The sequence below is a fragment of the Streptomyces sp. NBC_01335 genome, assembly GCF_035953295.1.
Taxonomy (GTDB): domain Bacteria; phylum Actinomycetota; class Actinomycetes; order Streptomycetales; family Streptomycetaceae; genus Streptomyces.
Genome location: NZ_CP108370.1, coordinates 2,050,367 through 2,072,425 on the forward strand (window position 1 = coordinate 2,050,367; position 22,059 = coordinate 2,072,425).

The 22,059-nt window shown below is 72.9% G+C and carries 23 protein-coding genes; 15 read left to right on the forward strand and 8 right to left on the reverse strand.

The features are described 5' to 3' along the window. Window positions 1-202 precede the first annotated feature (202 nt). Complete coding sequence (locus tag OG599_RS08470; protein WP_327175338.1) at window positions 203-1,549, forward strand: NAD(P)/FAD-dependent oxidoreductase; 1,347 nt, start codon at window positions 203-205, stop codon at window positions 1,547-1,549. A 37-nt stretch (window positions 1,550-1,586) separates the two neighbouring features. Here OG599_RS08470 and OG599_RS08475 read toward each other — a convergent pair whose 3' ends face one another. Continuing rightward, the gene (locus tag OG599_RS08475; protein ID WP_327175339.1) at window positions 1,587-3,323 is read right to left on the reverse strand and encodes a regulator; all 1,737 of its coding nucleotides are present in this window, start codon (window positions 3,321-3,323) and stop codon (window positions 1,587-1,589) included. 290 nt (window positions 3,324-3,613) lie between these two features. Between OG599_RS08475 and lipB the strand changes: the two genes are divergently transcribed. The 4 genes from lipB (at window position 3,614) to OG599_RS08495 (ending at window position 6,848) form a co-directional block, all read left to right on the forward strand. Beyond that, window positions 3,614-4,417: a lipoyl(octanoyl) transferase LipB gene (gene lipB, locus OG599_RS08480; RefSeq protein WP_327175340.1), complete on the forward strand. Its 804-nt coding sequence runs from the start codon at window positions 3,614-3,616 to the stop codon at window positions 4,415-4,417. A gap of 183 nt (window positions 4,418-4,600) precedes the next feature. Next, complete coding sequence (gene lipA, locus OG599_RS08485) at window positions 4,601-5,581, forward strand: lipoyl synthase (RefSeq protein WP_327175341.1); 981 nt, start codon at window positions 4,601-4,603, stop codon at window positions 5,579-5,581. Between the two features lie 339 nt (window positions 5,582-5,920). Beyond that, entirely contained in the window at window positions 5,921-6,130 is a 210-nt protein-coding gene (locus OG599_RS08490; RefSeq protein ID WP_327175342.1) for an SCO2195 family GlnR-regulated protein, read from the forward strand. Between the two features lie 10 nt (window positions 6,131-6,140). Next, window positions 6,141-6,848, forward strand: coding sequence for a DUF4191 domain-containing protein (locus tag OG599_RS08495; protein WP_327175343.1), 708 nt, complete (start codon window positions 6,141-6,143; stop codon window positions 6,846-6,848). Window positions 6,849-7,296: 448 nt separating this feature from the next. Here the strand turns inward: OG599_RS08495 and OG599_RS08500 are convergent, their stop codons facing one another. After that, the gene (locus OG599_RS08500; RefSeq protein WP_327175344.1) at window positions 7,297-7,764 is read right to left on the reverse strand and encodes an RDD family protein; all 468 of its coding nucleotides are present in this window, start codon (window positions 7,762-7,764) and stop codon (window positions 7,297-7,299) included. Between the two features lie 220 nt (window positions 7,765-7,984). Here OG599_RS08500 and glnA point away from each other — a divergent pair, with 220 nt between their 5' ends. After that, complete coding sequence (gene glnA, locus OG599_RS08505) at window positions 7,985-9,394, forward strand: type I glutamate--ammonia ligase (protein ID WP_327175345.1); 1,410 nt, start codon at window positions 7,985-7,987, stop codon at window positions 9,392-9,394. Window positions 9,395-9,517: 123 nt separating this feature from the next. Here the strand turns inward: glnA and OG599_RS08510 are convergent, their stop codons facing one another. Together OG599_RS08510 and OG599_RS08515 are read right to left on the reverse strand one after the other, a co-directional pair. Continuing rightward, complete coding sequence (locus OG599_RS08510) at window positions 9,518-10,321, reverse strand: hypothetical protein (RefSeq protein WP_327175346.1); 804 nt, start codon at window positions 10,319-10,321, stop codon at window positions 9,518-9,520. Window positions 10,322-10,443: 122 nt separating this feature from the next. Then, window positions 10,444-10,755 (reverse strand): hypothetical protein, encoded by a 312-nt coding sequence (locus OG599_RS08515; RefSeq protein WP_327175347.1) that lies wholly within the window; start codon window positions 10,753-10,755, stop codon window positions 10,444-10,446. 132 nt (window positions 10,756-10,887) lie between these two features. On the opposite strand from OG599_RS08515, the gene OG599_RS08520 reads away from it, so the two are divergent. Together OG599_RS08520 and OG599_RS08525 are read left to right on the forward strand one after the other, a co-directional pair. Continuing rightward, entirely contained in the window at window positions 10,888-11,253 is a 366-nt protein-coding gene (locus OG599_RS08520) for an arsenate reductase family protein (RefSeq protein ID WP_327175348.1), read from the forward strand. Window positions 11,254-11,350: 97 nt separating this feature from the next. Further along, on the forward strand, window positions 11,351-12,106 hold the full coding sequence (locus OG599_RS08525) for an HAD family hydrolase (RefSeq protein WP_327175349.1): 756 nt from the start codon (window positions 11,351-11,353) through the stop codon (window positions 12,104-12,106). A gap of 25 nt (window positions 12,107-12,131) precedes the next feature. Here OG599_RS08525 and OG599_RS08530 read toward each other — a convergent pair whose 3' ends face one another. Next, window positions 12,132-13,052 (reverse strand): Gfo/Idh/MocA family protein, encoded by a 921-nt coding sequence (locus OG599_RS08530; RefSeq protein WP_327175350.1) that lies wholly within the window; start codon window positions 13,050-13,052, stop codon window positions 12,132-12,134. 278 nt (window positions 13,053-13,330) lie between these two features. On the opposite strand from OG599_RS08530, the gene glnII reads away from it, so the two are divergent. Further along, complete coding sequence (glnII, locus tag OG599_RS08535) at window positions 13,331-14,350, forward strand: glutamine synthetase (RefSeq protein WP_327175351.1); 1,020 nt, start codon at window positions 13,331-13,333, stop codon at window positions 14,348-14,350. Window positions 14,351-14,510: 160 nt separating this feature from the next. Here the strand turns inward: glnII and OG599_RS08540 are convergent, their stop codons facing one another. After that, window positions 14,511-14,651 (reverse strand): hypothetical protein, encoded by a 141-nt coding sequence (locus OG599_RS08540; protein ID WP_327175352.1) that lies wholly within the window; start codon window positions 14,649-14,651, stop codon window positions 14,511-14,513. On the opposite strand from OG599_RS08540, the gene OG599_RS08545 reads away from it, so the two are divergent. The 6 genes from OG599_RS08545 (at window position 14,650) to OG599_RS08565 (ending at window position 19,468) form a co-directional block, all read left to right on the forward strand. Then, window positions 14,650-15,558, forward strand: coding sequence for a DUF6891 domain-containing protein (locus OG599_RS08545; protein WP_327175353.1), 909 nt, complete (start codon window positions 14,650-14,652; stop codon window positions 15,556-15,558). The two genes, OG599_RS08540 and OG599_RS08545, sit on opposite strands and share 2 nt — an antisense overlap. Window positions 15,559-15,617: 59 nt before the next feature. Then, window positions 15,618-15,809 carry a hypothetical protein gene (locus OG599_RS35430; protein ID WP_442809394.1) on the forward strand — a complete coding sequence of 64 codons (192 nt, stop codon included), beginning with the start codon at window positions 15,618-15,620 and terminating at the stop codon, window positions 15,807-15,809. 78 nt (window positions 15,810-15,887) lie between these two features. Further along, entirely contained in the window at window positions 15,888-16,547 is a 660-nt protein-coding gene (locus OG599_RS08550) for a winged helix-turn-helix domain-containing protein (RefSeq protein WP_327175354.1), read from the forward strand. A gap of 148 nt (window positions 16,548-16,695) precedes the next feature. Continuing rightward, entirely contained in the window at window positions 16,696-17,601 is a 906-nt protein-coding gene (locus OG599_RS08555; RefSeq protein WP_327175355.1) for a metal-dependent hydrolase, read from the forward strand. Between the two features lie 8 nt (window positions 17,602-17,609). Continuing rightward, a complete protein-coding gene (locus OG599_RS08560) occupies window positions 17,610-18,695 on the forward strand; it encodes a PDR/VanB family oxidoreductase (RefSeq protein WP_327179969.1) in 1,086 nt (361 codons plus the stop codon). A 50-nt stretch (window positions 18,696-18,745) separates the two neighbouring features. Further along, complete coding sequence (locus OG599_RS08565) at window positions 18,746-19,468, forward strand: TetR/AcrR family transcriptional regulator (RefSeq protein WP_327175356.1); 723 nt, start codon at window positions 18,746-18,748, stop codon at window positions 19,466-19,468. Between the two features lie 33 nt (window positions 19,469-19,501). Here the strand turns inward: OG599_RS08565 and OG599_RS08570 are convergent, their stop codons facing one another. Together OG599_RS08570 and OG599_RS08575 are read right to left on the reverse strand one after the other, a co-directional pair. Then, entirely contained in the window at window positions 19,502-19,852 is a 351-nt protein-coding gene (locus tag OG599_RS08570) for a 5-carboxymethyl-2-hydroxymuconate Delta-isomerase (protein WP_327175357.1), read from the reverse strand. Window positions 19,853-19,958: 106 nt separating this feature from the next. Further along, window positions 19,959-22,034, reverse strand: a complete 2,076-nt coding sequence (locus OG599_RS08575) for an ATP-binding protein (protein WP_327175358.1) — start codon at window positions 22,032-22,034, stop codon at window positions 19,959-19,961. Window positions 22,035-22,059: the final 25 nt, after the last annotated feature.

Here is a 22,059-nt window from a genome sequence, read left to right on the forward strand (position 1 = left end):
GGCCGGTGCGCAGGGGCCCGTGCCCAGGGCACGTGCACCGGGAACGTGCGCGGGTGCCCGTGCGACCCCGTGCACCGGTGTGTTCGCGCGGGCCACTGTCCAGGTATCGGCCATCCTCCTAGCCTCTTTGGCGAACTCGGGCATTCCGGGAGTCAGTCGGGGGCATGAGCCTCCCACCGCTCGCACGACTCGGGGAGGGCATGTGCGCAAGCCCGCACACCACGCGGACGTGGTCATCATCGGAGCCGGTACAGCCGGCCTGTCAGCCGCCCACCTTCTCGTACGGGCGGGGGTGAGCGTCAGCGTGCTGGAAGCGACACCGTGCGTCGGCGGCAGACTGGCCACGGACGAGGTGGACGGGTTCCGGCTCGACCGGCTCGGTCCGCTGCTCGGCAGTGTGCCGGAGGAGTTCGGGGACATCCCGGGGCTGGCGCCCCTGGTGCTCCGCGCGTTCGATCCGGCGGTCGTGGTCCACAACGCCGGGCGCCACTATCGCGCCGGTGGCGTACGAAGCACCAGGGGCGCGTTCAAACCCGCGCGCGCCCGTTCGAGCGCCCCCGTGGGCGGCGACCGGGCCGCTCCGGCGGGCCGGGGCGGGGCGGTCGGCGAGGCCCTCGACCGTGCCCGGCTCGGGGCGTCGCTGGCGCGGCTGGCCAACACCTCCACGGCCCGCATCATGGCCAAGCCCGACCGGGCGGCGGAGGCGGCCCTCGCGGCGCGCGGGCTGCCGGCCCGTACCGTCGACGGATTCCTCCGGCCGCTGCTCGCGGCCCTGCTGAGCGATCCGGAGCTGCGGGTGTCGAGCCGGATCGCGGAACTGGTCCTGCGCGACTGGGCGCGCGGCCGGCTCCGGGTTCCCGAGGGCGGTTCGGCGGCGCTGCCGAAGCTGCTGGCGTCCACGCTGCCGCCGGACACCGTGCGGACGAACGTCCAGGTGACGGCCGCGGACACCACGTCCGTGCGCACCAAGGAGCACGGCGAGCTGAGCTGCCGTGCGCTGCTGGTGGCCACCGGCGCGGGGGCCGCCGCCGAGCTGCTGCCCGGTCTGCGGGTGCCCGGCTTCCACCCGGTGACGGTGGTTCACCACACGGCCCCTGAGGCTCCCCGGACCGGCGCCTCACTGGTACTGGAGGCGGGCGGGGCGGGTCCGGTCGCGTACTCGGCGGTGATGAGCGAGATCGACCCCACCCGGGCGCCCGAGGGCCGCGCGCTGATCACCTCCGCGGTGCTCGGCACTCCGCCGCCCGGTCTGGAGCGTGCGGTGCGCGGTCACCTGGCGGCGCTGTACGGGACGCCCACGGACGACTGGGAGCTGCTGGCCACCCATCACACCGCCGAGGCGGTCCCGGTGATGACCCCGCCGCACGATCCGAGCCGCCCGGTGCGGGTGCTCGCCGGGCTGTACGTGTGCGGCGACCACCGGGACACCAGCACCCTGCGGGGCGCCCTGCACTCGGGCCGACGGGCGGCGGAGGCGATCCTGGCCGACCTCCGGGCGGGGTCCGGGTTCCTGCCGGAGCCGGGGACCACGCTGTCGGGGGCCGCCTGAGCACCTCCCCCGTCACGGCGGGGCCGGGTCGCGTCCCTCAGCCGAGGGCCGCGATCTGCTCGCGGTACCCGCGCACCGCCGCCGCGTCGCGGTAGGGCTCCAGCTTGCGCTCGAACTCGCGGACGTACTCCGTCGCCCGGACCGACCGCATCTCCCGTGCCTGCTGGGCCGCCTCGGCACCCAGCAGGCACGCCTGGTCGAGTTCGCCGAGCCCGAGCCGGGCGGAGGCGAGGACGACCCGGCAGAAGAGCCTGCTCCGGGCGTACGCGGGCGCGCGCAGCTGGAGCGAGCGCTCGGCGTGCAGGGCGGCGGCCCGGTACTGCTGGAGGTCCCGGTGGCAGTGCGCGAACTCGTCGGCGAGCTGGGCCTCGTCGAAGTTCCGGGCCCAGTGCGGCGCCTCGTCGCCGGGGCGGGCGGCCTCCAGGGCGCGTTCCGCGCGCGCCAGCGAGACGGCGCTCGCCCGCGCGTCCCCGAGTACGCCGTGCCCGCGCGCCTCCACCGCGTGCAGCAGCGCCTGGACGGCCGGGGGCGCGGCGGAGCCCACCCCCTGCTGGGCCACCCGGGCGAGCTGGACGGCCTCACGGCCGTGCCCGAGGTAGACCGCCTGCCGGCTCATCGTGATCAGCACATAGCTGCCGTACGCCCGGTCCCCGGCGGCCTGGGCGAGCCGCAGGGCCTGGACGAAGTACCGCTGGGCCAGTCCGTGCGCGGCGATGTCGTACGAGGTCCAGCCGGCCAGCCTGGTCAGGTCGGCCGCCGCCGCGAAGAGCCGGCGGCCGGTCGTCTCGGTGTAGTTGCCCCGGAGCATCGGCTCGGTCTCGTGCTCCAGGTACCGGATCAGGGCCTGGCGGGCGTGTCCGCCGCCGTAGGCGTGGTCGAGCGAGCGGAAGAGTTCACCGACCGAGCGCAGGGCCGCCACGTCGCCGTTGCCGACGCGCTGGCCGGACGCCCGCTCGGTCTGCCGCTGGCGGGGCACCGCGGGGCGCGGGGTTCCTGCGGGGGCCGTACCCGTACTCCCGTCGGGGGCGTGGGTGTGGCCCGGGGCGGGCGCGTGGCCCGGGGCGGGGCGCCGGCCGCCGATCCAGGCGCCCCCGACGGGGGTCCCGGGGGCCTGGGCTCCGGGTGCTCCGGGCGTGCCCGCTCCGGGGCTAGCGGCGCCGCCCGGTCCGGGGAGGGTGCCCGTCCGGGTGCCCGCCCGCGCGTCCCGGAGCGGGCCGCCGGCGGGGGCGGCGCCGGGCCGTCCCGGCCGGGCACCCTCGCCGTGGGGTCCCTGGCCTCCTGCGGCGCCGGTGGCCGGGGCCGGGTGGTCGCCCCGGGAGACGGACTCGTCGGCCTGGCCGATCAGCCAGTCCCGGCTGGGAACCACCAGCCCGGCCGGGGTGAAGGCGATCTTGCGGAGGTCCGCCTGGTTGCCCGAGTCCTTGCGCCAGAGTCCGCTGACGATGTCGACGGCCTCGGCCGGGGTCGAGGCGAACTCCAGGCCGGCGTAGACGGGCGCGCAGGCGTCCAGGCCGAGGTCCTGGGCGGTGAGCCGGCGGCCGAGGCGCCGGGTGAACACCTCGGCGATCAGGGCGGGGGTGGTTCCGCGCGGCTGCTGGCCGCGCAGCCAGCGGGTCACCGAGGTCTTGTCGTACCGCAGGTCGAGGCCGTGCTCCAGCCCCAGCTGGTCCACCCGTCGGGCCAGGCCCGCGTGGGAGAAGCCGGCCTCCGCGATGAGTGCGGCGAGTCTGCGGTTCGGGGGGTGCGGGGTGCGCTGCGGGGGTCGTTCCGACATCTGCGGTGCGGTCTCCTGCCTTGCCTGGGCCGGGCGTGGCAGCCCTTGGGGAACGGCGCGAATTTAGCGGCCCCAGGAGCGGCCCCGGCGGCGTTCGCTCCACGTTCATCCGATCGTGTGAGGAGTACCGATCACGCTGACGAAACGACCTGCCGGACCGTCCGGTCCTGGACGGTCGTACAGTGATTCGGGCGCGATCAGTGTGGACGGTGACCGCGATCAGTGCACGGTGACGACGGGCGGAAGGCACCCCTCCGGCTCCCTGTCACCACGAGTAGGGAGGCATCGCCGTGAGCGAGCTGCGATTTGTCCGGCTGGGTTTCGGCCCGGAGGCCGTCGAGTACACGGAGGCCTGGCAGAAGCAGCGCGAGCTGCACGCCGCGCGCTTCGAGGAGACCGTCCCGGACACCTGTCTGCTGCTGGAGCACCAGTCCGTCTACACGGCGGGGCGGCGCACCACCGACAGCGAGCGGCCGCTGGACGGCACCCCCGTCATCGACGTGGACCGCGGCGGCAAGATCACCTGGCACGGTCCGGGCCAGCTCGTCGGTTACCCGATCCAGAAGCTGCCGCGCCCCGTCGACGTCGTGGCGCACGTGCGCCGGCTGGAGGAGGCGCTGATCCGCGCCGCCGCCGAGTTCGGCGTGACGACCAGCCGGGTCGAGGGGCGCAGCGGGGTCTGGGTGCTGGGCGACCCGGTCGAGCAGCGGCCGTCGCTCGGTGGCCTGTCGCTGGACTTCGACCCCCGGCTGACCGACGAGGAGTTCGACCCGCGGCTCGACGGCCCCGAGTACGCCCCCTCCAACGCCGGGCAGCGCCGCGAGGACCGCAAGCTGGCCGCCATCGGCATCCGGGTCGCCAAGGGCGTCACCATGCACGGCTTCGCGCTGAACGTGAACCCGGACAACACCTCCTTCGACCGGATCGTGCCGTGCGGCATCCGCGACGCGGGGGTGACCTCGCTCGCGTACGAGCTGGGGCGCGACCTCACGATCGCGGAGGCCCTCCCGGTCGTCGAGAAGCACCTGCGCGACGTCCTGGAGAACGCCGAGCTCGCGCCTCGCGAGGTGGCGACCGCTCCCGCCACCGCCTGACCGGCGGCGACCCCGAGGCCGTCGTACGGGCCCCCGGGGCGTACGCCGCCCACGTGGTTCGGCCGTACGGGGAATAGCCCCCGTCGGCCACAGGTTGGCCGGACGTAAGGCCGTGCGAATGACGGGCGTACCCTGGTGTTCGCCGAAGATTCCAATGCAGTGAAAGCAAAGGGGAGTGCCGGAGTGTCCGCTGTCGCACCCGACGGGCGCAAGATGCTGCGCCTGGAGGTCCGGAACAGCCAGACCCCCATCGAGCGCAAGCCCGAGTGGATCAAAACCCGGGCGAAGATGGGCCCCGAGTACAACCAGCTGCAGAAGCTCGTGAAGAGCGAGGGGCTGCACACGGTCTGCCAGGAGGCGGGCTGTCCCAACATCTTCGAATGCTGGGAGGACCGCGAGGCGACCTTCCTCATCGGCGGTGACCAGTGCACCCGGCGCTGCGACTTCTGCCAGATCGACACGGGCAAGCCGCAGGCGCTGGACCGCGACGAGCCGCGCAGGGTCGGCGAGTCCGTCGTCACGATGGACCTGAACTACGCCACGATCACCGGCGTCGCCCGCGACGACCTGGAGGACGGCGGTGCGTGGCTGTACGCGGAGACCGTCCGCCAGATCCACGCGCTGACGGACGGCCGCGAGGCCGGCCGCACCAAGGTCGAGCTGCTGATCCCCGACTTCAACGCCGAGCCCGCACAGCTGGCCGAGGTCTTCTCCTCGCGCCCCGAGGTGCTGGCGCACAACGTCGAGACGGTCCCCCGGATCTTCAAGCGCATCCGCCCGGGCTTCCGGTACGAGCGTTCGCTCGAGGTCATCACGCGGGCCCGCGAGGCCGGTCTGGTGACCAAGTCGAACCTGATCCTCGGCATGGGCGAGACCCGCGAGGAGGTCAGCGAGGCGCTCCAGGACCTGCACGACGCCGGGTGCGAGCTGATCACGATCACGCAGTACCTGCGCCCCTCCGTCCGGCACCACCCCGTCGAGCGCTGGGTGAAGCCGCAGGAGTTCGTGGAGCTGAAGGACGAGGCCGACGCGATCGGGTACTCCGGTGTGATGTCGGGCCCGCTGGTCCGTTCCTCGTACCGCGCCGGGCGCCTCTTCCAGCAGGCGATGGCGGCCCGCGACGCGGCCGCCGCCGGAACGGGCGCGCACACCGCGTCCGTGTGAATCCGAGCACAAGGCATTACCGGGCGGTAACCGCCCGCGCGCGGCGGCCCGTACGCTCCCCGCAGGTGGGGGACGCGTATGGGCCGCCTCGGCGTGCGCACGGCCCGCATCAAGGTTTCATTGGTGTTTGACCGACCGGTCATGCCCTGGTAACACCGGGATGTGACCCTGGTCCCAGAGCAGTGACCCCGGGTCCCGGAGCCAGTGATCCCGGCCCCGGAGCAGTTCCAGATCAGCGACCCCGGGTTCCGCGGGCCCCAGTGGCCGAACCCGCTGTCGCGCCCGTTTCCCGCACCCCGTTCCGCGCCGTACGCGGACCGCCCCGAGAGGGAACAGACGATGCAGGCCGCGCCGGTACGTGCCCACACCCTTCCGACCGTCACCCACGCTCTCCGCGCCGTGGAGTCGCTGCTGCTGAGCAGCGGCCAGCGCACCGCCCGCCGCAACGCCTGGACCGCGGTCCTGGAGGACCGCCGCCGCGCCAAGGACCGGGTCGAGGCCCAGCACGTACTGGAGGCCGTTGCGGAGCACCGTTCCTCGGCCACGTAAACTTCTGTACATGGCGAGGAAGGCAAACACTGAAGGCGCGGACAGCGCCGAGAACGCGGGGCGGCTCAAGCAGATCGCCCTGACCTACAAGATGACCCGGCGGTCGGACCCGAAGATCGGCCTCGTGCTCGCGGGGCTGGGAATCGTCGTCTTCGGCGTGATCCTCGCGATCGGTTTCGCGATCGGTCACCCGCTCTACCTGGGCATCCTGGGCTTCGTCCTGGCCGTCCTCGCGATGATGATCGTCTTCGGACGGCGCGCGGAGGCCGCGGCCTTCGGTCAGATGGAGGGCCAGCCCGGTGCCGCGGCAGCGGTGCTGGACCGGATCGGGCGCGGCTGGACCACCACTCCGGCGGTCGCGATGAACCGCAGCCAGGACGTCGTCCACCGCGCGGTCGGCAAGGCCGGCATCGTGCTGGTGGCCGAGGGCAACCCGAACCGGGTGAAGAGCCTGCTGGCCGCCGAGAAGAAGCGGATGGCGCGCATCGTCGTCGACGTCCCCGTGCACGACATCATCGTGGGCGACGGCGAGGGCCAGGTGCCGCTGAAGAAGGTGCGCACCAAGATGCTGAAGTACCCGCGCATCCTCAGCGGACCGCAGGTCACGGCGGCCAACGACCGGCTGCGGGCGATGGGCGACCTGATGAGCAACATGCCGCTCCCGAAGGGGCCCATGCCCAAGGGGATGCGGATGCCGCGCGGCGGAAAGATGCGCTGACCGGTACCGCGTAGCACCAGTACCTCGTAGGACCACCACCTCGTAGGGCGGTCCGCTCCACTTTTCTCGCCGCGCGGGCGCGGCACACCGCATCGCGCGGTCCGCGCCCAGACGTCACACCTCACACAAGGGGGGCGGCCCCGACCTGACCGGTCGGGGCCGCCCCTCTTCGCGTGCGGGTGGTGCGGGGTCGGTGCGCGGGGTCGGTGCGCGGGGCCGGGTGAGGCGTCGGCGGCGCGGTGGCGGTGCGCGTACCGGCTTCACGGGGCCGGTCTCGGCCCCGCGCACCCCCGGGGGTCCACATGGTGAACGGGCCGGGTCATCGTACGGATGCGGTTGTCCGGATGGCGGAACGCCCTCGGCCCCTTTTCCCGGGGTTCCGGAACCGGTACCGGGCCGGGGTGCCACCGGGGTCTCGCCGCGGTGCCGCCGGGGCCCCCGGGGAGGGTCAGAGGCGGACCTGGACGGACCGGGAGAGCCGGTCGTGCAGTCCGCGCCCGTCACGGTCCCAGATGAGGGCCGGGATCACCAGGACGAGCAGCACGCTCCGTACGAGGACGCGCACCAGACCGAACCGTCCACCGTCCTGGGAGACGACCCGCAGGCGCAGCAGACGCTTGCCGGGAGTGAAGCCGAGGGTGCCGACGGTGAGGAAGCTCATGACCAGGAAGACGAGCAACGCCCAGTTACCGGCGGCCTGTTGGTCACCGGGAGCGATGAGCCCGTATGCGATCACCAGGCAGAGCGCCCAGTCGATGAAGATCGCGCCGAAGCGGCGGCCGAGCGGGGCCACCGACCCCGGGCCCTCCTCGGGCAGCCCGAGGCGCTTGCCCCGGTAGCCGAAGTCGACGCCCATGTCCTCGGCGGCGGCCTGGGGGCCGGAGAGCCACGATCCGATTGCTTGCCTGTTGTCCACCCGACCACGGTACTGCGAGCGGGTTTGCTTCCTGGCGCCCGGGGCACGGGATGAGGCGTTGGGGTGTCCCCCACCGCGCGCCCGGTTAACTTGGGCGAAACAAATGGGTCATGCTTGGGAAATCCCGTCTGCCTAAGGTCGCCCTCAACGTGCGCCACCGCACTGGCGACACACACGAGCTACAACCCCGTCCCTCCGGGCCGGGAGTAGGAGGAGTTGGATGTTCCAGAACGCCGACGAAGTGCAGAAGTACGTCGCGGACAACGACGTGAAGTTCATCGACGTCCGCTTCTGCGACCTGCCCGGTGTGATGCAGCACTTCACCATCCCGGCAGCGAGCTTCGACCCGGCCGAGGAACTCGCCTTCGACGGTTCGTCGATCCGCGGCTTCCAGGCCATCCACGAGTCCGACATGGCGCTCCGCGCCGACCTGTCGACCGCCCGGGTGGACCCCTTCCGCCGCGACAAGACGGTCAACATCAACTTCTTCATCCACGACCCGATCACCGGCGAGCAGTACAGCCGTGACCCGCGGAACGTGGCCAAGAAGGCCGAGGCGTACCTCGCCTCCACCGGCTTCGCCGACACCGCCTACTTCGGTCCCGAGGCCGAGTTCTACGTCTTCGACAACGTCCGCTTCCAGACGTCGGCGAACGAGAGCTTCTACCACATCGACTCCGAGGCCGGCGCCTGGAACACCGGTGCGGTCGAGAACAACCGCGGGTACAAGGTCCGTTACAAGGGCGGCTACTTCCCGACCCCGCCGGTCGACCACTTCGCCGACCTGCGTGCCGAGATCTCCCTGGAGCTGGACAAGAACGGCCTCCAGGTCGAGCGCCAGCACCACGAGGTCGGCACCGCCGGCCAGGCCGAGATCAACTACAAGTTCAACACGCTGCTCGCCGCGGCCGACGACCTGATGCTCTTCAAGTACATCGTGAAGAACGTCGCCTGGCGCAACGGCAAGACCGCGACCTTCATGCCGAAGCCGATCTTCGGCGACAACGGCTCGGGCATGCACGTGCACCAGTCGCTGTGGCAGGGCGGCTCGCCGCTCTTCTACGACGAGCAGGGTTACGCCGGCCTGTCGGACATGGCCCGCTACTACATCGGCGGCATCCTCAAGCACGCCCCGTCGCTGCTGGCCTTCACCAACCCGACGGTGAACTCGTACCACCGCCTGGTCCCCGGCTTCGAGGCCCCGGTCAACATGGTGTACTCGCAGCGCAACCGCTCCGCCGCGATGCGCATCCCGATCACCGGCTCGAACCCGAAGGCCAAGCGCGTCGAGTTCCGCGCCCCGGACCCGTCCTCGAACCCGTACCTCGCGTTCGCGGCGCTCCTGATGGCCGGCCTCGACGGCGTCAAGAACAAGATCGAGCCGGCCGAGCCGATCGACAAGGACCTGTACGAGCTGGCTCCCGAGGAGCACGCCAACGTCCAGCAGGTCCCGACCTCGCTGCCGGCCGTCCTCGAGGCGCTGGAGCAGGACAACGAGTACCTCCAGGCCGGCGGTGTCTTCACCACCGACCTGATCGAGACGTGGATCGACTACAAGCGCACCCACGAGATCGCCCCGATCCAGCTGCGGCCGCACCCGCACGAGTTCGAGCTGTACTTCGACCTCTAAGAAGCGGCTCCCGGTCTCCCCGGGACGGCTTCCGATCGAAAAGGAGCGTTGCCTCCACCCCTCGGCGGGTGGCGGCAACGCTCCTTTCGTTCGTCCGCCGGTCGTTGCCGGCCCAGGCCCCCGTCAGCCCAGCTCGATGACCGGCCGGACGGAGAAGTCCTCGTACAGGTCCTCGCCGTCGGGCGAGTGCAGGAACTCCGCGATCCCGGGGTTGTGGTGGGCGGTGGCCAGGGGCAGCCAGCCGAGGAAGGTGCCGTAGCCGCCGCAGACGGCCTCGCCGCCGTCGCCGCCGTGGACGCGGGCGGGGTCGCCGGTCATCTCCGCCTCGTACACGTCGTGGCCGATGCGCAGGCCGAAGGCGTTGGGCAGGCGGTGCGGGCCGGGCCCCCCTCCGTACGGGGAACAGTCGGCCGGGTACGTGTCGCCCCAGCGGAACAGGGTCCCGGCGCCGGCGCCGCAGGCGTGCTCCCACTCGTCGGGGGTGGGCGGGCGCAGGCCCCGGGCGGCGAGCAGGCCGGGGACCTCGCGCGGTACGTCGGGCAGCGGCTCGGCCTCCACCGCCATGAGGACGGTGGGGAGGGTGACGGTGCGGCGGGGGGTCAGGACCCCGGCCAGGTGGGTGGAGAGGTCTGCGTCGAAGCCGAAGCCGCCCGCGAGGGACTCCTCGCGGTAGGAGGCGAGTTGCCCGGGGCTCGGGCTCCACGCGGCCAGGTCGAATCCGACGCGCACCTCGCCGCCGGGTATCAGGGCGAACCCCTGCCCGTCCCGCTCGATCACCGCGCGGTGCGGGACCCGGCCCCGCGCCGGGTCGCTCTCCCACTCGGTCAGGGTGCCGCCCACGTGCCGGGCGGCTTCCTCGGCGTGACGGAGTGCGGCGGCCCCGTCCAGGGCGCACCAGTGGTCGAAGGTCGGGGCGGCGAGTGACATGCGGGGAGTCTGCCAGCCGCCACCGACAACCGGCCGACGGCTCGAAAACCCGCGCCCCGCGCCCCCGGAGAGCCGGGGACACGGGGCGCGGGCTTCTGTGGAGCGGAGCCGTCCGGCCGAGGTCAGCGGCCGTGGCGGATCAGCGTGCGGACCATGCGGCAGGTGAGGTCGGACGGCCGGTGGATGCCGAGGCGCTCGGCGGCGCGGCGTATGCGGCGGTTGCTGGCGCTGGAGGGCTGGTAGACGCCGGAGTCGAGCAGGGCGATCGTCAGCCGCATGGCCTTCAGCCGGCGGTTGTGGGCGACGTACCACTCACGGGGGCGGCCCGCCGGGAGCCTCTTCTTGGGATGGGGAGCGGCGAACGGCTGCATCGGTAGGAACGGGGCGTGGAGCGTCGGGTCGAGCGGCTTGGTCGTGACTGCGGCAACGGCCATCAGCAACCTCCTGGCGCGGTGGTGGAACCCTCACGAACTACCTCCATTTTACCGCCTCGCACTGACAATCGCCCCTGGCCAGAGGGGATTTCAGCCCTTGCTCCGAGACTCTTGCGCCGTATCCTCGGCCCCATGGAGATCTGGATCAATCCGCGTTGCTCGAAGTGCCGGAGCGCTGTTTCCCTGCTGGACGCGGAGGGGGCGTCATACACCGTGCGCAGGTACCTGGAGGACGTGCCGACGCCGGACGAGATCCGGGCGGTGCTGGACCGGCTCGGGCTGGAGCCGTGGGACATCACCCGGACCGGGGAGGCCCTGGCGAAGGAGCTGGGGATCGGCGACTGGCCCCGGGAGACGGCGGAACGCGACCGCTGGATCGGGGCGCTCTGTGCCGAACCGGCGCTGATACAGCGGCCGATCATCACCGCGGACGACGGCACGGCCGTGGTGGGGCGCTCCCAGGAGGCGGTACGGGAGGCGTTGGGGCGTACGGGGTGAGCCCGGCTTCGGAGCATCGGCTGTCACGTCGGCGTGTTCCGCCAGGAGTATCCCGGCATCGGTCCCCCGGACCCGGGCGCCACGGGATGATCACGCCATGACTGATGTGATCTTCCTCGATCCGGACGGGACTCTGGTCGATCACCGCAACGCGGTCTGGGGGACGATCGACCGGATCGTCCGGGACGCGCCGGGCGCGACGGCTCCGCCGGAGGAGCTGGCCGCGGCGTGGTGGGCACTGGAGGCGCGCCACATGCGGGAGTACCTGGCCGGTGCGTGCTCCTTCGCCGAGCACCACCGGCGCAGGGCGCGTTCGTTCCTGCCGCTGCTCGGCGAGCCGGTTCCGGAGGACCCCGGGCTGCTGGACGCCTGGATCGAGGGCCGCTACCTCGCCGCGTTCGAGAAGTCCTGGGAGACCTATCCCGACGTCGAGCCGTGCCTGGAGGCCCTGAAGGCGCTGCCCCGGGCACCGCGGCTGGCGGTCCTCACCAACGGGGACCCCGCGCAGCAGCGCGCCAAGCTCGCCCGCTTCGGTCTCCTGGATTACTTCGAGGCGGTGCTGACCCCGGCCGAGCTCGGTGTGGCCAAGCCCGCGGCCTATGCCGCCGCCTGTGCGTGGATGGGGACGGACCCCGCGCGGGCGGCCAACGTGGGCGACATGCTGTCGAGTGACGTGCACGCGGCGAACCTCGCCGGGCTCACCGGCATCTGGCTGGACCGCGGCATCGGCTTCGTCACGGGTGGGCCGTCGCCGGCGGCCGACGGGACGGTGTTCCGCGTCGAGCGGCTCACCGACCTCCCCGGCCGCCTGTCGCGCGACGGCGACAACGACGGCGGCAGCGACGGCGGCTGAACCCGGGCGCCGGTCCCGCAGGGACTCAGGCGCGGTCCGCCGGGCCCATCTGCGCCTCCGCTTCCGCGAGCAGCTCGGTCAGGCGCGTCCCGAACCGTACGTCGCAGGGGTGCGGTTCTCCGGTGCGTACGGCTTCCGCCAGCGCGTCGACGGCTCCGGCGAAGGCGTCCAGGGCGCCGCCCCAGCGGGGCAGGGTGGCGACGCCGTGCTCGCCGCGGAGTTCGATGTCGGTGCCGGCCGCGCCGAGCGGGGCGGCGAGGCCGAGGGTGGCGGTGCTGGAGGCGCCGGAGGTGTGGCGGAGCACCAGGTGCGCGGTGTCGGACGGGCCCCGGACGGCGGTCAGTTCGGTCACGTCGCCGAGGACCGGGAGGAGTACGGAGAGGACGTGCGGGCCCACGTCCCAGAGGCCGCCCTTGTCGCTGCGCCACGGGGAGGCGGCGTACTCGCTGGTGGATCCGGGGGCGTAGAGCGCGCCGAGCCACTGGCCGCGTGCGGTGAACCACCCCTCCAGCGCCGCCTGTTCGGCGATCCAGGCGGCCGTCGCGGGGGCGAAGCGCAGGGTGCAGAAGACGACGGAGGCGACGCCGGCCCGGGCGGCGGCCTCGGCGACCTCGTGGGCGCCGGCCGCCGTGGTGGCGACCGGCTTGTCGAGCAGGAGGTGGCATCCGGCGGCAGCGGCCCGGGCGGCGAGCGGGGCCTGTACGTCCGGCGGCAGCGCGACGGCGACGGCGTCGCTGGCGGCGAGCAGCGCGTCGAGGCCGTCGTCCCCGGTGAAGGCCGGGACTCCGTGGTCGTCGGCGAGGGCGGTCGCCGCTTCGGGGCGGCGGCCCCACACCCCGCTCAGCTCGACGCCGGGGTGGGCGGCGAGGGCGGGGGCGTGGGTCTTGCGGGCCCACGGTCCGGTACCGAGCAGTCCGATGCGCAGGGGGGTCGCGGAAGTCGTCATGGGTACCAGTGTGCGGCCCGGTCCGGGTACGGCCCACGAGTGCGGCCCCGTATACGACGAGCCCGCCGGGGCGTGCGGACGGCGGGGCACGCGGCCGCCGTCGCGGCTCGTCCCCGTACGGCCGGGGGCGCCGGAGGGCGGTGCGGCCGGTGGCTGTGACGGGGTTCATGCGCGGAAAACGTTGGTAACACGGGGTTCACATTGGGGCAACGGATGGGAAATCGCGTCTTGCCAAGCTGCGCGCATAGACCTCGCAGCACCCCCAAAGGATGGCTTCCGTGACGTTCAAGGCTGAGTACATCTGGATAGACGGCACCGAGCCGACCGCCAAGCTGCGTTCGAAGACGCGGATCATGGCCGACGGCGCGGAGCTGCCCATCTGGGGCTTCGACGGTTCGAGCACGAACCAGGCCGAGGGCCACGCCTCCGACCGCGTACTGAAGCCGGTCTTCACCTGCCCGGACCCGATCCGCGGCGGTGACGACGTCCTCGTGCTGTGCGAGGTCTTCAACATCGACATGACGCCGCACCCGACCAACACCCGTGCCGCGCTGCGCCCGGTGGCCGAGCGCTTCGCCTCTCAGGAGCCGATCTTCGGCATCGAGCAGGAGTACACCTTCTTCGCGGGCCACCGTCCGCTCGGCTTCCCCGAGGGCGGCTTCCCGGCCGCGCAGGGCGGCTACTACTGCGGTGTCGGCGCCGACGAGATCTTCGGCCGCGAGATCGTCGAGAAGCACCTCGACAACTGCCTCAAGGCCGGTCTCGGCATCTCCGGCATCAACGCCGAGGTCATGCCCGGTCAGTGGGAGTTCCAGGTCGGCCCGCTCTCCCCGCTGGAGGTCTCCGACCAGCTGTGGATCGCCCGCTGGCTGCTCTACCGCACCGCCGAGGACTTCAACGTCTCCGCCACCCTCGACCCGAAGCCGGTCAAGGGCGACTGGAACGGCGCCGGTGCGCACACCAACTTCTCCACCAAGGCGATGCGTGAGGGCTACGACCCGATCATCACCGCGTGCGAGTCGCTGGGCGAGGGCTCGAAGCCGCTCGACCACGTCAAGAACTACGGCGCCGGCATCGACGAGCGTCTGACCGGTCTGCACGAGACCGCCCCGTGGAACGAGTACAGCTACGGCGTCTCCAACCGCGGCGCCTCGGTCCGTATCCCGTGGCAGGTCGAGCAGGACCAGAAGGGCTACATCGAGGACCGTCGCCCGAACGCCAACGTCGACCCCTACGTCGTCACGCGGCTGATCGTCGACACCTGCTGCACCGCGCTGGAGAAGGCCGACCAGGGCTGATCCCCCGCACCTCCCCGTACGACGAGAAGGCGCCCGCCGGTTTTCCGGTGGGCGCCTTCTCGTCGTACGTACGGGAGCACGGCTGCGCGGGAGTACGGAGGACGAGCGCGGGAGGACCGAGCACCGGAGGACGGGAGCACGGGAGTTGCCGAGGCGCCCCTCACGCGGTCGGCAGCGTGCCGTACCCGTCCAGGTGGAGCCTCAGCGCGCACTGGTCCTCGGCCACGACGTGGACCCGCTGACCCCAGTGCTCGCCGAGCGGGCGGGGCGCTGTCGGTGGTACGTGCCAGAGTGGCGGCATGCTGGAGATCAAGGTGAAGACCGAGGGGGCACAGTCGTACACGCGCCCCACGGCGGACGAGTTGACGGACCTGGTGCTCGGGATCGGCGGGCCGAAGAACCGGTTCCTGGTGGTGCAGCGGGTGCCGGACCGCCCCGGACAGTTCGTGCAGGTCTGGCAGGAGGGGGACGGCCCGTACGAGCTGGAGTACCGCGCGGGCGGCCCGGCCGACCACTACCGGGCCGGGATGTCCGCCGCGGAGCGGGTCGCCGAGGTCATGGCCGGATGGGCGCGGCAGGAGGACGACTGGGACGCGGGGATCGGCTGGGAGTTGCTGGGGCTGCCCGAGGCGGAGCCCGTACCGGCTCCGGAACCGGAGGTCCTGGCGCGCCTCGAGAAGGCCGTCCGGGGTGAACTGCGCGGCGGGTTCGGCACGGTGGAGACGCTGACCGGGTGGGCGGCCGACTGCCTGACGAAGGACGGGGTGTCGCCGGTCACCCAGGAGCAGGCGCGGGAGGTCGTCGAGCGGCTCTGGCTGGAGCGGGTGGTGGAGCAGGAGGGGTGGACGGGGGAGAGCGACGCCGACCGGCTGGAGCGCGCGTTCGCCGCCCTGGGGGCGGCCGGTCTGACCGCCCGGCAGAACTTCACCTGCTGCCGTTCCTGCGGGATGGGGGAGGTGTGGGCGGAGGACGAGTCGGCGCGCGGTTTCGTCTTCTTCCACTCCCAGGGCACCGCGAGCGCGGCGGCGGGCCACGGACTCGCGCTGTACTACGGCGGGTTCGACGACTCCGAGGAGACCACCACCGCGGTCGGCGGCGAGGTGGTGGCGGCGCTCCGGGACGCCGGACTGACCGTGGAGTGGGACGGCAATCCGTCGAAGGCCGTCGAACTGCCGCTGCCCGACTGGCGGAAGCGGCTGGTGGGCTGAGGAGTCGGGCCAGGTCAGGACGGGTGCGGGCGGCTCCCGGGGGCACGGGGCGGGGCGCGGTGGGCAAAGGGTCCGTATCGACGGGTGAGAGGAGACTGCTGCCGCGCCGCATTCTCTGCTTCAATGGGCCCATGGCCGGTCTCCAGTACACCTCATCGGGTCGCAGCGACCTTGAGCCGTTCTGGCCTTCCCGTCAGCACCACGACTTCGACCGGGTGTGTTGCCGCGCGAGGAACGCGCAGGCCCTCTAAAGCCGCTCACCCCGGTCTTCGGCCCGCGCGCACGACGTACGTCCCTCGACGACTCCTCGCGCGAAAGAGCTGACCCTCATGGCGAACGCCCGTACTCTCTCCGCCTCCGCCGCCACCGCGGCTTCGGCGGCCCCCGCTGCGGCCACCACCACCGCTCGCACCCACTCCCCCAACCGCCGGCTCCGTGCCGTCGACCGTGACGACGTCGTCCGGCTCACCGACATGGCCGACTTCCTGCCGCCGGGAGCCACCTGGCTGCCCGCGCCGCAGCACTCCCTGCCGACCCTGCCGGGGCGGCCGCCGATGATCGGCTACCTCGTCCTCGTACCGGCCGACCAGCAGGCCGCTCTCGCCGGCGCGTTCCCGGACGCCCGGCCCTTCGCCGCGGGAGCGCTCCCGCAGGGCGCGCTCGTCCCGCAGGCCGTGGTGCGCGAGGCTCCCGCCGCGTCCGCGCCGGACGGTCCGGTGCTCATCGACTCCACCCGGCGCATCGCGACCGTGGACGGTGTGGCGCTCGACCTCACCTACCTGGAGTTCGAGCTCCTCTCCCACCTGGTCGCGCACCCCCACCGGGTGCACACCCGCGACCAGTTGGTGACCACCGTCTGGGGTTACGGTCACGTCGGCGACGGCCGGACCGTGGACGTCCACGTCGCCCGGCTGCGCCGCAAGCTCGGCGCCCAGCACCGTCAGTCGATCCAGACCGTCCGGCGGGTGGGCTACAAGTACGCCCCCTGACAGGGCCGTTGGGCGACCGGGCCCCGGTCCGCGCGGTTTCGTACCGCTGCGGGCCGGGGCCCGCCCCGTGAGACCGGGGAGCCGATCCGGACGAGGAAGGGCGTGCACGCGTCTGTTCCTGTGCCGTACCCGTCAGTACATTGACACCATGTCCAACAAGCAGCCGGCGGCGGTCACTTCGGAGCGGACGCCGCTCAAGCCCCGCAACGTCGCGTTCGACTGGGAGCGCACCCCGCTGCACTGGGTGCCCGGCGACCCGTTCGCCGCCCACACGATCAACGTCCTCCATCTGCTGCTGCCGGCCGGGGAGCGCTGGTTCATCCATGTGTACCGGCAGGTGCTGCCGTACATCCGCGACGAACGGCTCCGCGCGGACGTCATCGGGTTCATCGGCCAGGAGGCCGTGCACTCGCAGGCGCACGACGACGTGCTGCCGCACCTGAAGCGGCTGGGGATCGATCCGACGCCGTACACCGCGCAGGTGGACTGGTTCTTCGAGAAGCTGCTCGGAGACCGGACCCTGCCGCCCGGGCGGGCCCGGGAGTGGTGGCTCAAGGAGCGGGTCGCGACGATAGCGGCGATCGAGCACTACACGGCGTTCCTCGGTGACTGGATACTCAACGCCGACGCCCTGGACCGGCTCGGCGCCGATCCCACGATGCTGGACCTGCTGCGCTGGCACGGCGCCGAGGAGGTCGAGCACCGCTCGGTGGCCTTCGAGGTGTTCTGCCACGTGGACGGCGGCTACCGGCGCCGGGTACGGACCTGGGCGACGGCCTTCTCCGCGCTGGTCTTCCTCTGGCAACGCGGGGTCCGCTTCTTCGTGGCGAACGACCCGGGGCTGCCCGGCGGCCGGGCGTCGCTCCGGGCGTTCCACGCCGGCGGCAGGCGGGGCACGCTGCCCCCGGCCGGGGACATCCTGCGGTCGGTCCCGGACTACCTGAGCCGCCGTTACCACCCCTCGCGGACGGGCAGCACCGCCCAGGCCGTCGACTACCTCGCCCGCTCGCCCGCGGCGCTCGCCGCCGAGGCCCGTACGACGGGAACCCACTGACCATGCCCATGCCCCTGCCCCGCACCGCACTGCTGGTCACCGGTGCCGGCGCCGCACTGCTCGTCCGGCGTGCGCTGCGCAAGCGCGTCGCCGCCTCACCGCTCTGGCCGATGCCCGCGCTGGAGGAACCCACCTCCGGGCGGTCGGGGCGCGGCGCCACCACCACCCGGCGGCTGCTGGTCACCGAGCGGACCTCGCCCGCCGAGGGGGTCGTCCAGTTGCGGCTGGAGGGGCCCGGGCTGCCCCGGTGGGAGCCGGGCGCCCATCTCGACCTGGTGCTGCCCTCCGGTGCGGTCCGGCAGTACAGCCTCTGCGGCGACCCGGCGGACCCGGGGACGTACACGGTGGCGGTCCGGCTGGCCGAGGACGGGCGGGGCGGTTCCCGGGAGGTGCACGCCCAGCTCCACGAGGGCGAGGAGGTCGGCGTCCGGGCGCCCCGCAACCGCTTCCCGCTGGTGGAGGCGGACGGCTACCTCTTCGTCGCGGGCGGCATCGGGATCACCCCGGTCCTGCCCATGCTGCGGGCGGTCGCCGCGTCCGGGGCGCCCTGGCGGCTGCTGTACGGGGGCCGGTCGCGGGCCGCCATGCCCTTCCTCGACGAGATCGAGAAGCTCGGCGCGGACGGGGACCGGGTGACGGTCGTCCCGCAGGACACCGCCGGGCACCCGGACGTGGCCGGTGAGCTCGCCGCGCTCGCGCCGGGGACGGCCGTGTACGTGTGCGGCCCCGGCCCCCTGATGGACGCGGTCGCCGCCGCCCTGCCGGACGGGTGCACCCTCCACCTGGAGCGGTTCGCGGCCACCGGGCCGGACACGGACACCGGCGCCGCCCCGGGCGCCTTCGAGGTGGAGTTGGCGCGCTCGGGCCGGACGGTGTCCGTGGCGGCCGGGCAGTCGGTGCTGGCGGCGGTGCGCGAGGAGCTGCCCCATGTCTCGTACTCCTGCGAGCAGGGCTTCTGCGGCACCTGCCAACAGCGGGTGCTGGACGGCGAGATCGACCACCGGGACGAGCTGCTGACGGACGCGGAGCGCGCCGACTCGATGCTGATCTGCGTCTCCCGGTGCCGGGGCGGGCGGCTGGTCCTCGATCTGTAGGTTGGCCGGGCCGGTCCCGCCGTCCGCCGCACCCCGGTTAGGCTGTTCGCATGACCACCGGGGTGCGGCGCCGAATGGGTGTCGACGAGCGCAGACAGCAGTTGATCGGCGTCGCACTGGAGTTGTTCAGCAGCCGCTCCCCCGACGAGGTGTCGATCGACGAGATCGCCGCCGCCGCGGGCATCTCCCGCCCGCTGGTGTACCACTACTTCCCCGGCAAGCAGAGCCTGTACGAGGCCGCGCTGCGCCGGGCCGCCGACGAGCTGGCCGACCGGTTCCTGGAGCCGCACGAAGGGCCGCTGGGCACCCGCCTGTTGAGGGTGATGGTCCGGTTCTTCGACTTCGTGGAGGACCACGGGCCCGGTTTCTCCGCGCTCATGCGGGGCGGCCCGGCGGCCGGTTCCTCCACCACCAACGCGATGATCGACGGGGTGCGGCAGGCCGCGTACGAGCAGATACTCGCCCACCTCGGGGTCGAGGTCCCGTCCGCCCGGCTGGAGCTGGTGGTACGCACCTGGGTGTCGCTCGCCGAGGCGACGGCGCTGCTCTGGCTGGACGGCAAGCGCGTCCCCCGCGCCGAGCTGGAACTCCAGCTGGTGCACGACTTCGCGGCGCTGGCCGCCGTGAGCGCCGCGTACGACCAGAAGTTGGCCTCCGTCGTGCTGCGGGTCCTCGAACAGGAGCCCCCGGACGGCCCGTTCGGCGAGCTGCTCACCCGGCTCGGGACGCTGATCGCCGGGGCGCCCGCCGTCCCCCCGCAGCGGCAGCCGTGACGGGCGGCCGCCACCGGGGAACGGGCCGGGGGATCAGTTCCTGCGGTACGAGGCGTCGAGGTCACGGGTCTCCACCGAGGCGTCGATCCGGAGGCCGTCGGCCGGCTTGAGATGCTCGTCGAGCAGCGCGAGGACGGACTCGGTGAGCTGCGCCCGCACCTCCGGTGTTCGGCCGGCCACGATGGCGATGAGGATGTGGACGACCGCCCCGTCGACCGCCCCCTCCCCGACCAGCGTCTCCTCGACCCGGCGGATCCTGGTCTTGCAGGCCGCGGTCGAGGTGCTGATCGTCCGGGCGATCAGCGGGTGCAGCTCTGCGGCGAAGCCCCGGCTGTCGAAGGCGTCTTCGAGTCCGGCGGAGTAGTCGATGGTGATGTGAGGCATCAGGCGCTCCCGTTGCGGGTGGGGCGGGCATTGTCGTTGCCCACCTTGACGGGGTGCGCCCCGGCCGCACAAGCGTGTCTCACCGGGTGCCCGCCCTCTCCCCCGCTCAGATCCGCGACTCGTCCCACAGCGCCGCGGCGAGCCCCGCCTCGGCGCTCTCGGTGCGGCCGCTCTCGAAGGCGCGCTGGTAGGCGGCGTCGCCGACGGCCTCCCGGGCCCGGCGCTCGCAGGTCTCGCGCACCGGGGCGATGTCGGGGGTGCCGCGCTGGGGGTGGCCGACCATCCGCCAGTACACCTGTCCGGTGCCGTACACCCGGGCGGCCCGGGCGCCTTGGCCCTGGGCGGCGATGGCGGAGGCGAGGATGTCCAGGCCGAGGGCGATGCCGAAGCTGTCGCGCAGGCGGTGCTTGCCCTGGAGCATGGTGCGGGCGTGCGCGGCCGAGGCGTCCGGGCGGCCCTGGAGCAGGGCGATCAGGGCGAGTTGGTAGTCGGCGTAGGTGCGGGTCCAGTGCTCGTGGTGCTCCTCGCAGGCGGCCCTGAGTAGGGCGGCGGCCTCGGCGGCCTCGTCGAGCCGGCCGAGGCCGCTGAGGGCGAAGACCGTGATGAGGTGGCAGCGCAGGCGGTAGGCGTATTCGACCCCTCTCGCCCCGGTCAGGCGCAGGGCCCGGTCGGCGGCTTCGAGGGCGGTCCGCGGTTCGCCCTTCATGATGTGGGTGAGCCCGGCCAGGTAGGTGGAGTTGAGGAGGCCCTCGTCGTCGCCGTCGGTCTCGGCGTGGGCCGTGCACTGGGCGCCGAGCCGTTCGGCGGCCTCGAAGTCGCCCTGGAGCAGGGCCGCGACGCCCATGACCCAGAGCAGCCGGGTGCGGTCGGGGCCGTCGACGGGGCCGCCTTCCAGGGCGCGCCGGGCGTAGCTCCGGGCGGCGGTGAGGTGGCCGCAGCAAGCCCAGAAGAAGCCGACGCGGCCGGCCATCTCCTGGGCGGCGCGGACGTCGTGGACCAGCAGGTGGTCGAGGGCGGCGCAGAGGTCGAGGTGGCTGTCGGAGACCTTGTGGTACCAGGCGACCTGGTCGCGGCCGGTCCAGCCGGTGTGGGCGCGGCGGGCCATGCGGAGGAAGCGGGCGGCGTGCCGGTGGGCGGCGCCGGCGACTTCCTCCTCGCCGAGTTCGACGAGCCACATGCGGCCGTACTCGCGCAGGGTGTCGAGCATGTGGTGGCGTTCGCCGTCGCGCTTGACGACGGACTTGGCGACGAGTCCGCGCAGCGCTTCGGTGACCCCGTCGGGGGTGAGCGGTCCGCCGGCGCAGACCTCCCGGGCGGCCTCTTCGTCGAAGTCGCCGCGGAGCGGGGTGAGGCGGGCCCACAGGAGGCGTTCGAGCGGGGTGCAGAGCTCGTGGCTCCAGCCGATGGTGGTGATGAGGGCGCGGTGGCGGCGGGGGCGGGGGGAGTCGTCGCTGAGGACGTCCGGGCGGGAGCCGAGGCGGTCGGCGATCTGACTCAGGGTGTGGCGGCGGGCGGAGGCGGCGGCCAGTTCCAGGGCGAGCGGGAGTCCTTCGAGGCGGCGGCAGATCTCGTTCGCGGCCCTGGTGTCGGCGGGGCGCCGGAAGGTGATGCCGGGGGCCGAGACGCGTACCCGGTCTCGGAAGAGGGTGAGCGCGTCGCTCTCGCCCTCGTAGGGCAGCGGGGGGACTTCCACGATGTTCTCGCCGCGGACGCCGAGGGGCTGTCTGCTGGTGGCGAGCACGGTCAGGCCGGGGGCGATGGTGAGGAGTTCGCCGAGGAGGTGGGCGGTGGGGGCGCGCAGGTGTTCGCAGGAGTCGAGGACGAGCAGCGTGTTCTTGTCCGCGAGCCATTCGCAGAGCGCGTCGACGGGCATCCGCAGGGCGTGGTCGGCGAGGCCGACGGCGTCGGAGACGGTGGGCAGCAGCAGGTCGTCGTCGTAGAGGGGGGAGAGGTCGGCCCAGCGGACGCCGTCCTGGTAGCGGTGGCCGACGAGGCGGGTGGCGCGGCCGGCGAGGCGGGACTTGCCGACGCCGCCGGGGCCGACGAGCGTGGTGATGCGGTGCGGGGTGAGCCGGTGGCCGACGAGGTAATAGGGCGTCAGGGCTGATTCGAGGCGCAGGAGTTCGACGCCCCGGCCGATGAAACTGCTCGTCTCCTCGGGCAGGTTTCCCACGATCTTCATCATCACCGTCCGGCGTGCTCGGGCC

Bases quoted from the DNA above. Each gene is read 5' to 3' on its own strand.
- glnA (WP_327175345.1), top strand. From the start codon at position 7,985: ATGTTCCAGAACGCCGACGAAGTGCAGAAGTACGTCGCGGACAACGAC.
- OG599_RS08540 (WP_327175352.1), bottom strand. From the start codon at position 14,651: ATGCCGCCACTCTGGCACGTACCACCGACAGCGCCCCGCCCGCTCGGC.
- OG599_RS08550 (WP_327175354.1), top strand. From the start codon at position 15,888: ATGGCGAACGCCCGTACTCTCTCCGCCTCCGCCGCCACCGCGGCTTCG.
- OG599_RS08555 (WP_327175355.1), top strand. From the start codon at position 16,696: ATGTCCAACAAGCAGCCGGCGGCGGTCACTTCGGAGCGGACGCCGCTC.
- OG599_RS08520 (WP_327175348.1), top strand. From the start codon at position 10,888: ATGGAGATCTGGATCAATCCGCGTTGCTCGAAGTGCCGGAGCGCTGTT.
- OG599_RS08515 (WP_327175347.1), bottom strand. From the start codon at position 10,755: ATGGCCGTTGCCGCAGTCACGACCAAGCCGCTCGACCCGACGCTCCAC.
- OG599_RS08510 (WP_327175346.1), bottom strand. From the start codon at position 10,321: ATGTCACTCGCCGCCCCGACCTTCGACCACTGGTGCGCCCTGGACGGG.
- OG599_RS08495 (WP_327175343.1), top strand. From the start codon at position 6,141: ATGGCGAGGAAGGCAAACACTGAAGGCGCGGACAGCGCCGAGAACGCG.
- OG599_RS08570 (WP_327175357.1), bottom strand. From the start codon at position 19,852: ATGCCTCACATCACCATCGACTACTCCGCCGGACTCGAAGACGCCTTC.
- OG599_RS08525 (WP_327175349.1), top strand. From the start codon at position 11,351: ATGACTGATGTGATCTTCCTCGATCCGGACGGGACTCTGGTCGATCAC.
- OG599_RS08475 (WP_327175339.1), bottom strand. From the start codon at position 3,323: ATGTCGGAACGACCCCCGCAGCGCACCCCGCACCCCCCGAACCGCAGA.
- OG599_RS08545 (WP_327175353.1), top strand. From the start codon at position 14,650: ATGCTGGAGATCAAGGTGAAGACCGAGGGGGCACAGTCGTACACGCGC.
- OG599_RS08560 (WP_327179969.1), top strand. From the start codon at position 17,610: ATGCCCCTGCCCCGCACCGCACTGCTGGTCACCGGTGCCGGCGCCGCA.
- OG599_RS08565 (WP_327175356.1), top strand. From the start codon at position 18,746: ATGACCACCGGGGTGCGGCGCCGAATGGGTGTCGACGAGCGCAGACAG.
- OG599_RS08575 (WP_327175358.1), bottom strand. From the start codon at position 22,034: ATGAAGATCGTGGGAAACCTGCCCGAGGAGACGAGCAGTTTCATCGGC.
- OG599_RS08490 (WP_327175342.1), top strand. From the start codon at position 5,921: ATGCAGGCCGCGCCGGTACGTGCCCACACCCTTCCGACCGTCACCCAC.
- OG599_RS08530 (WP_327175350.1), bottom strand. From the start codon at position 13,052: ATGACGACTTCCGCGACCCCCCTGCGCATCGGACTGCTCGGTACCGGA.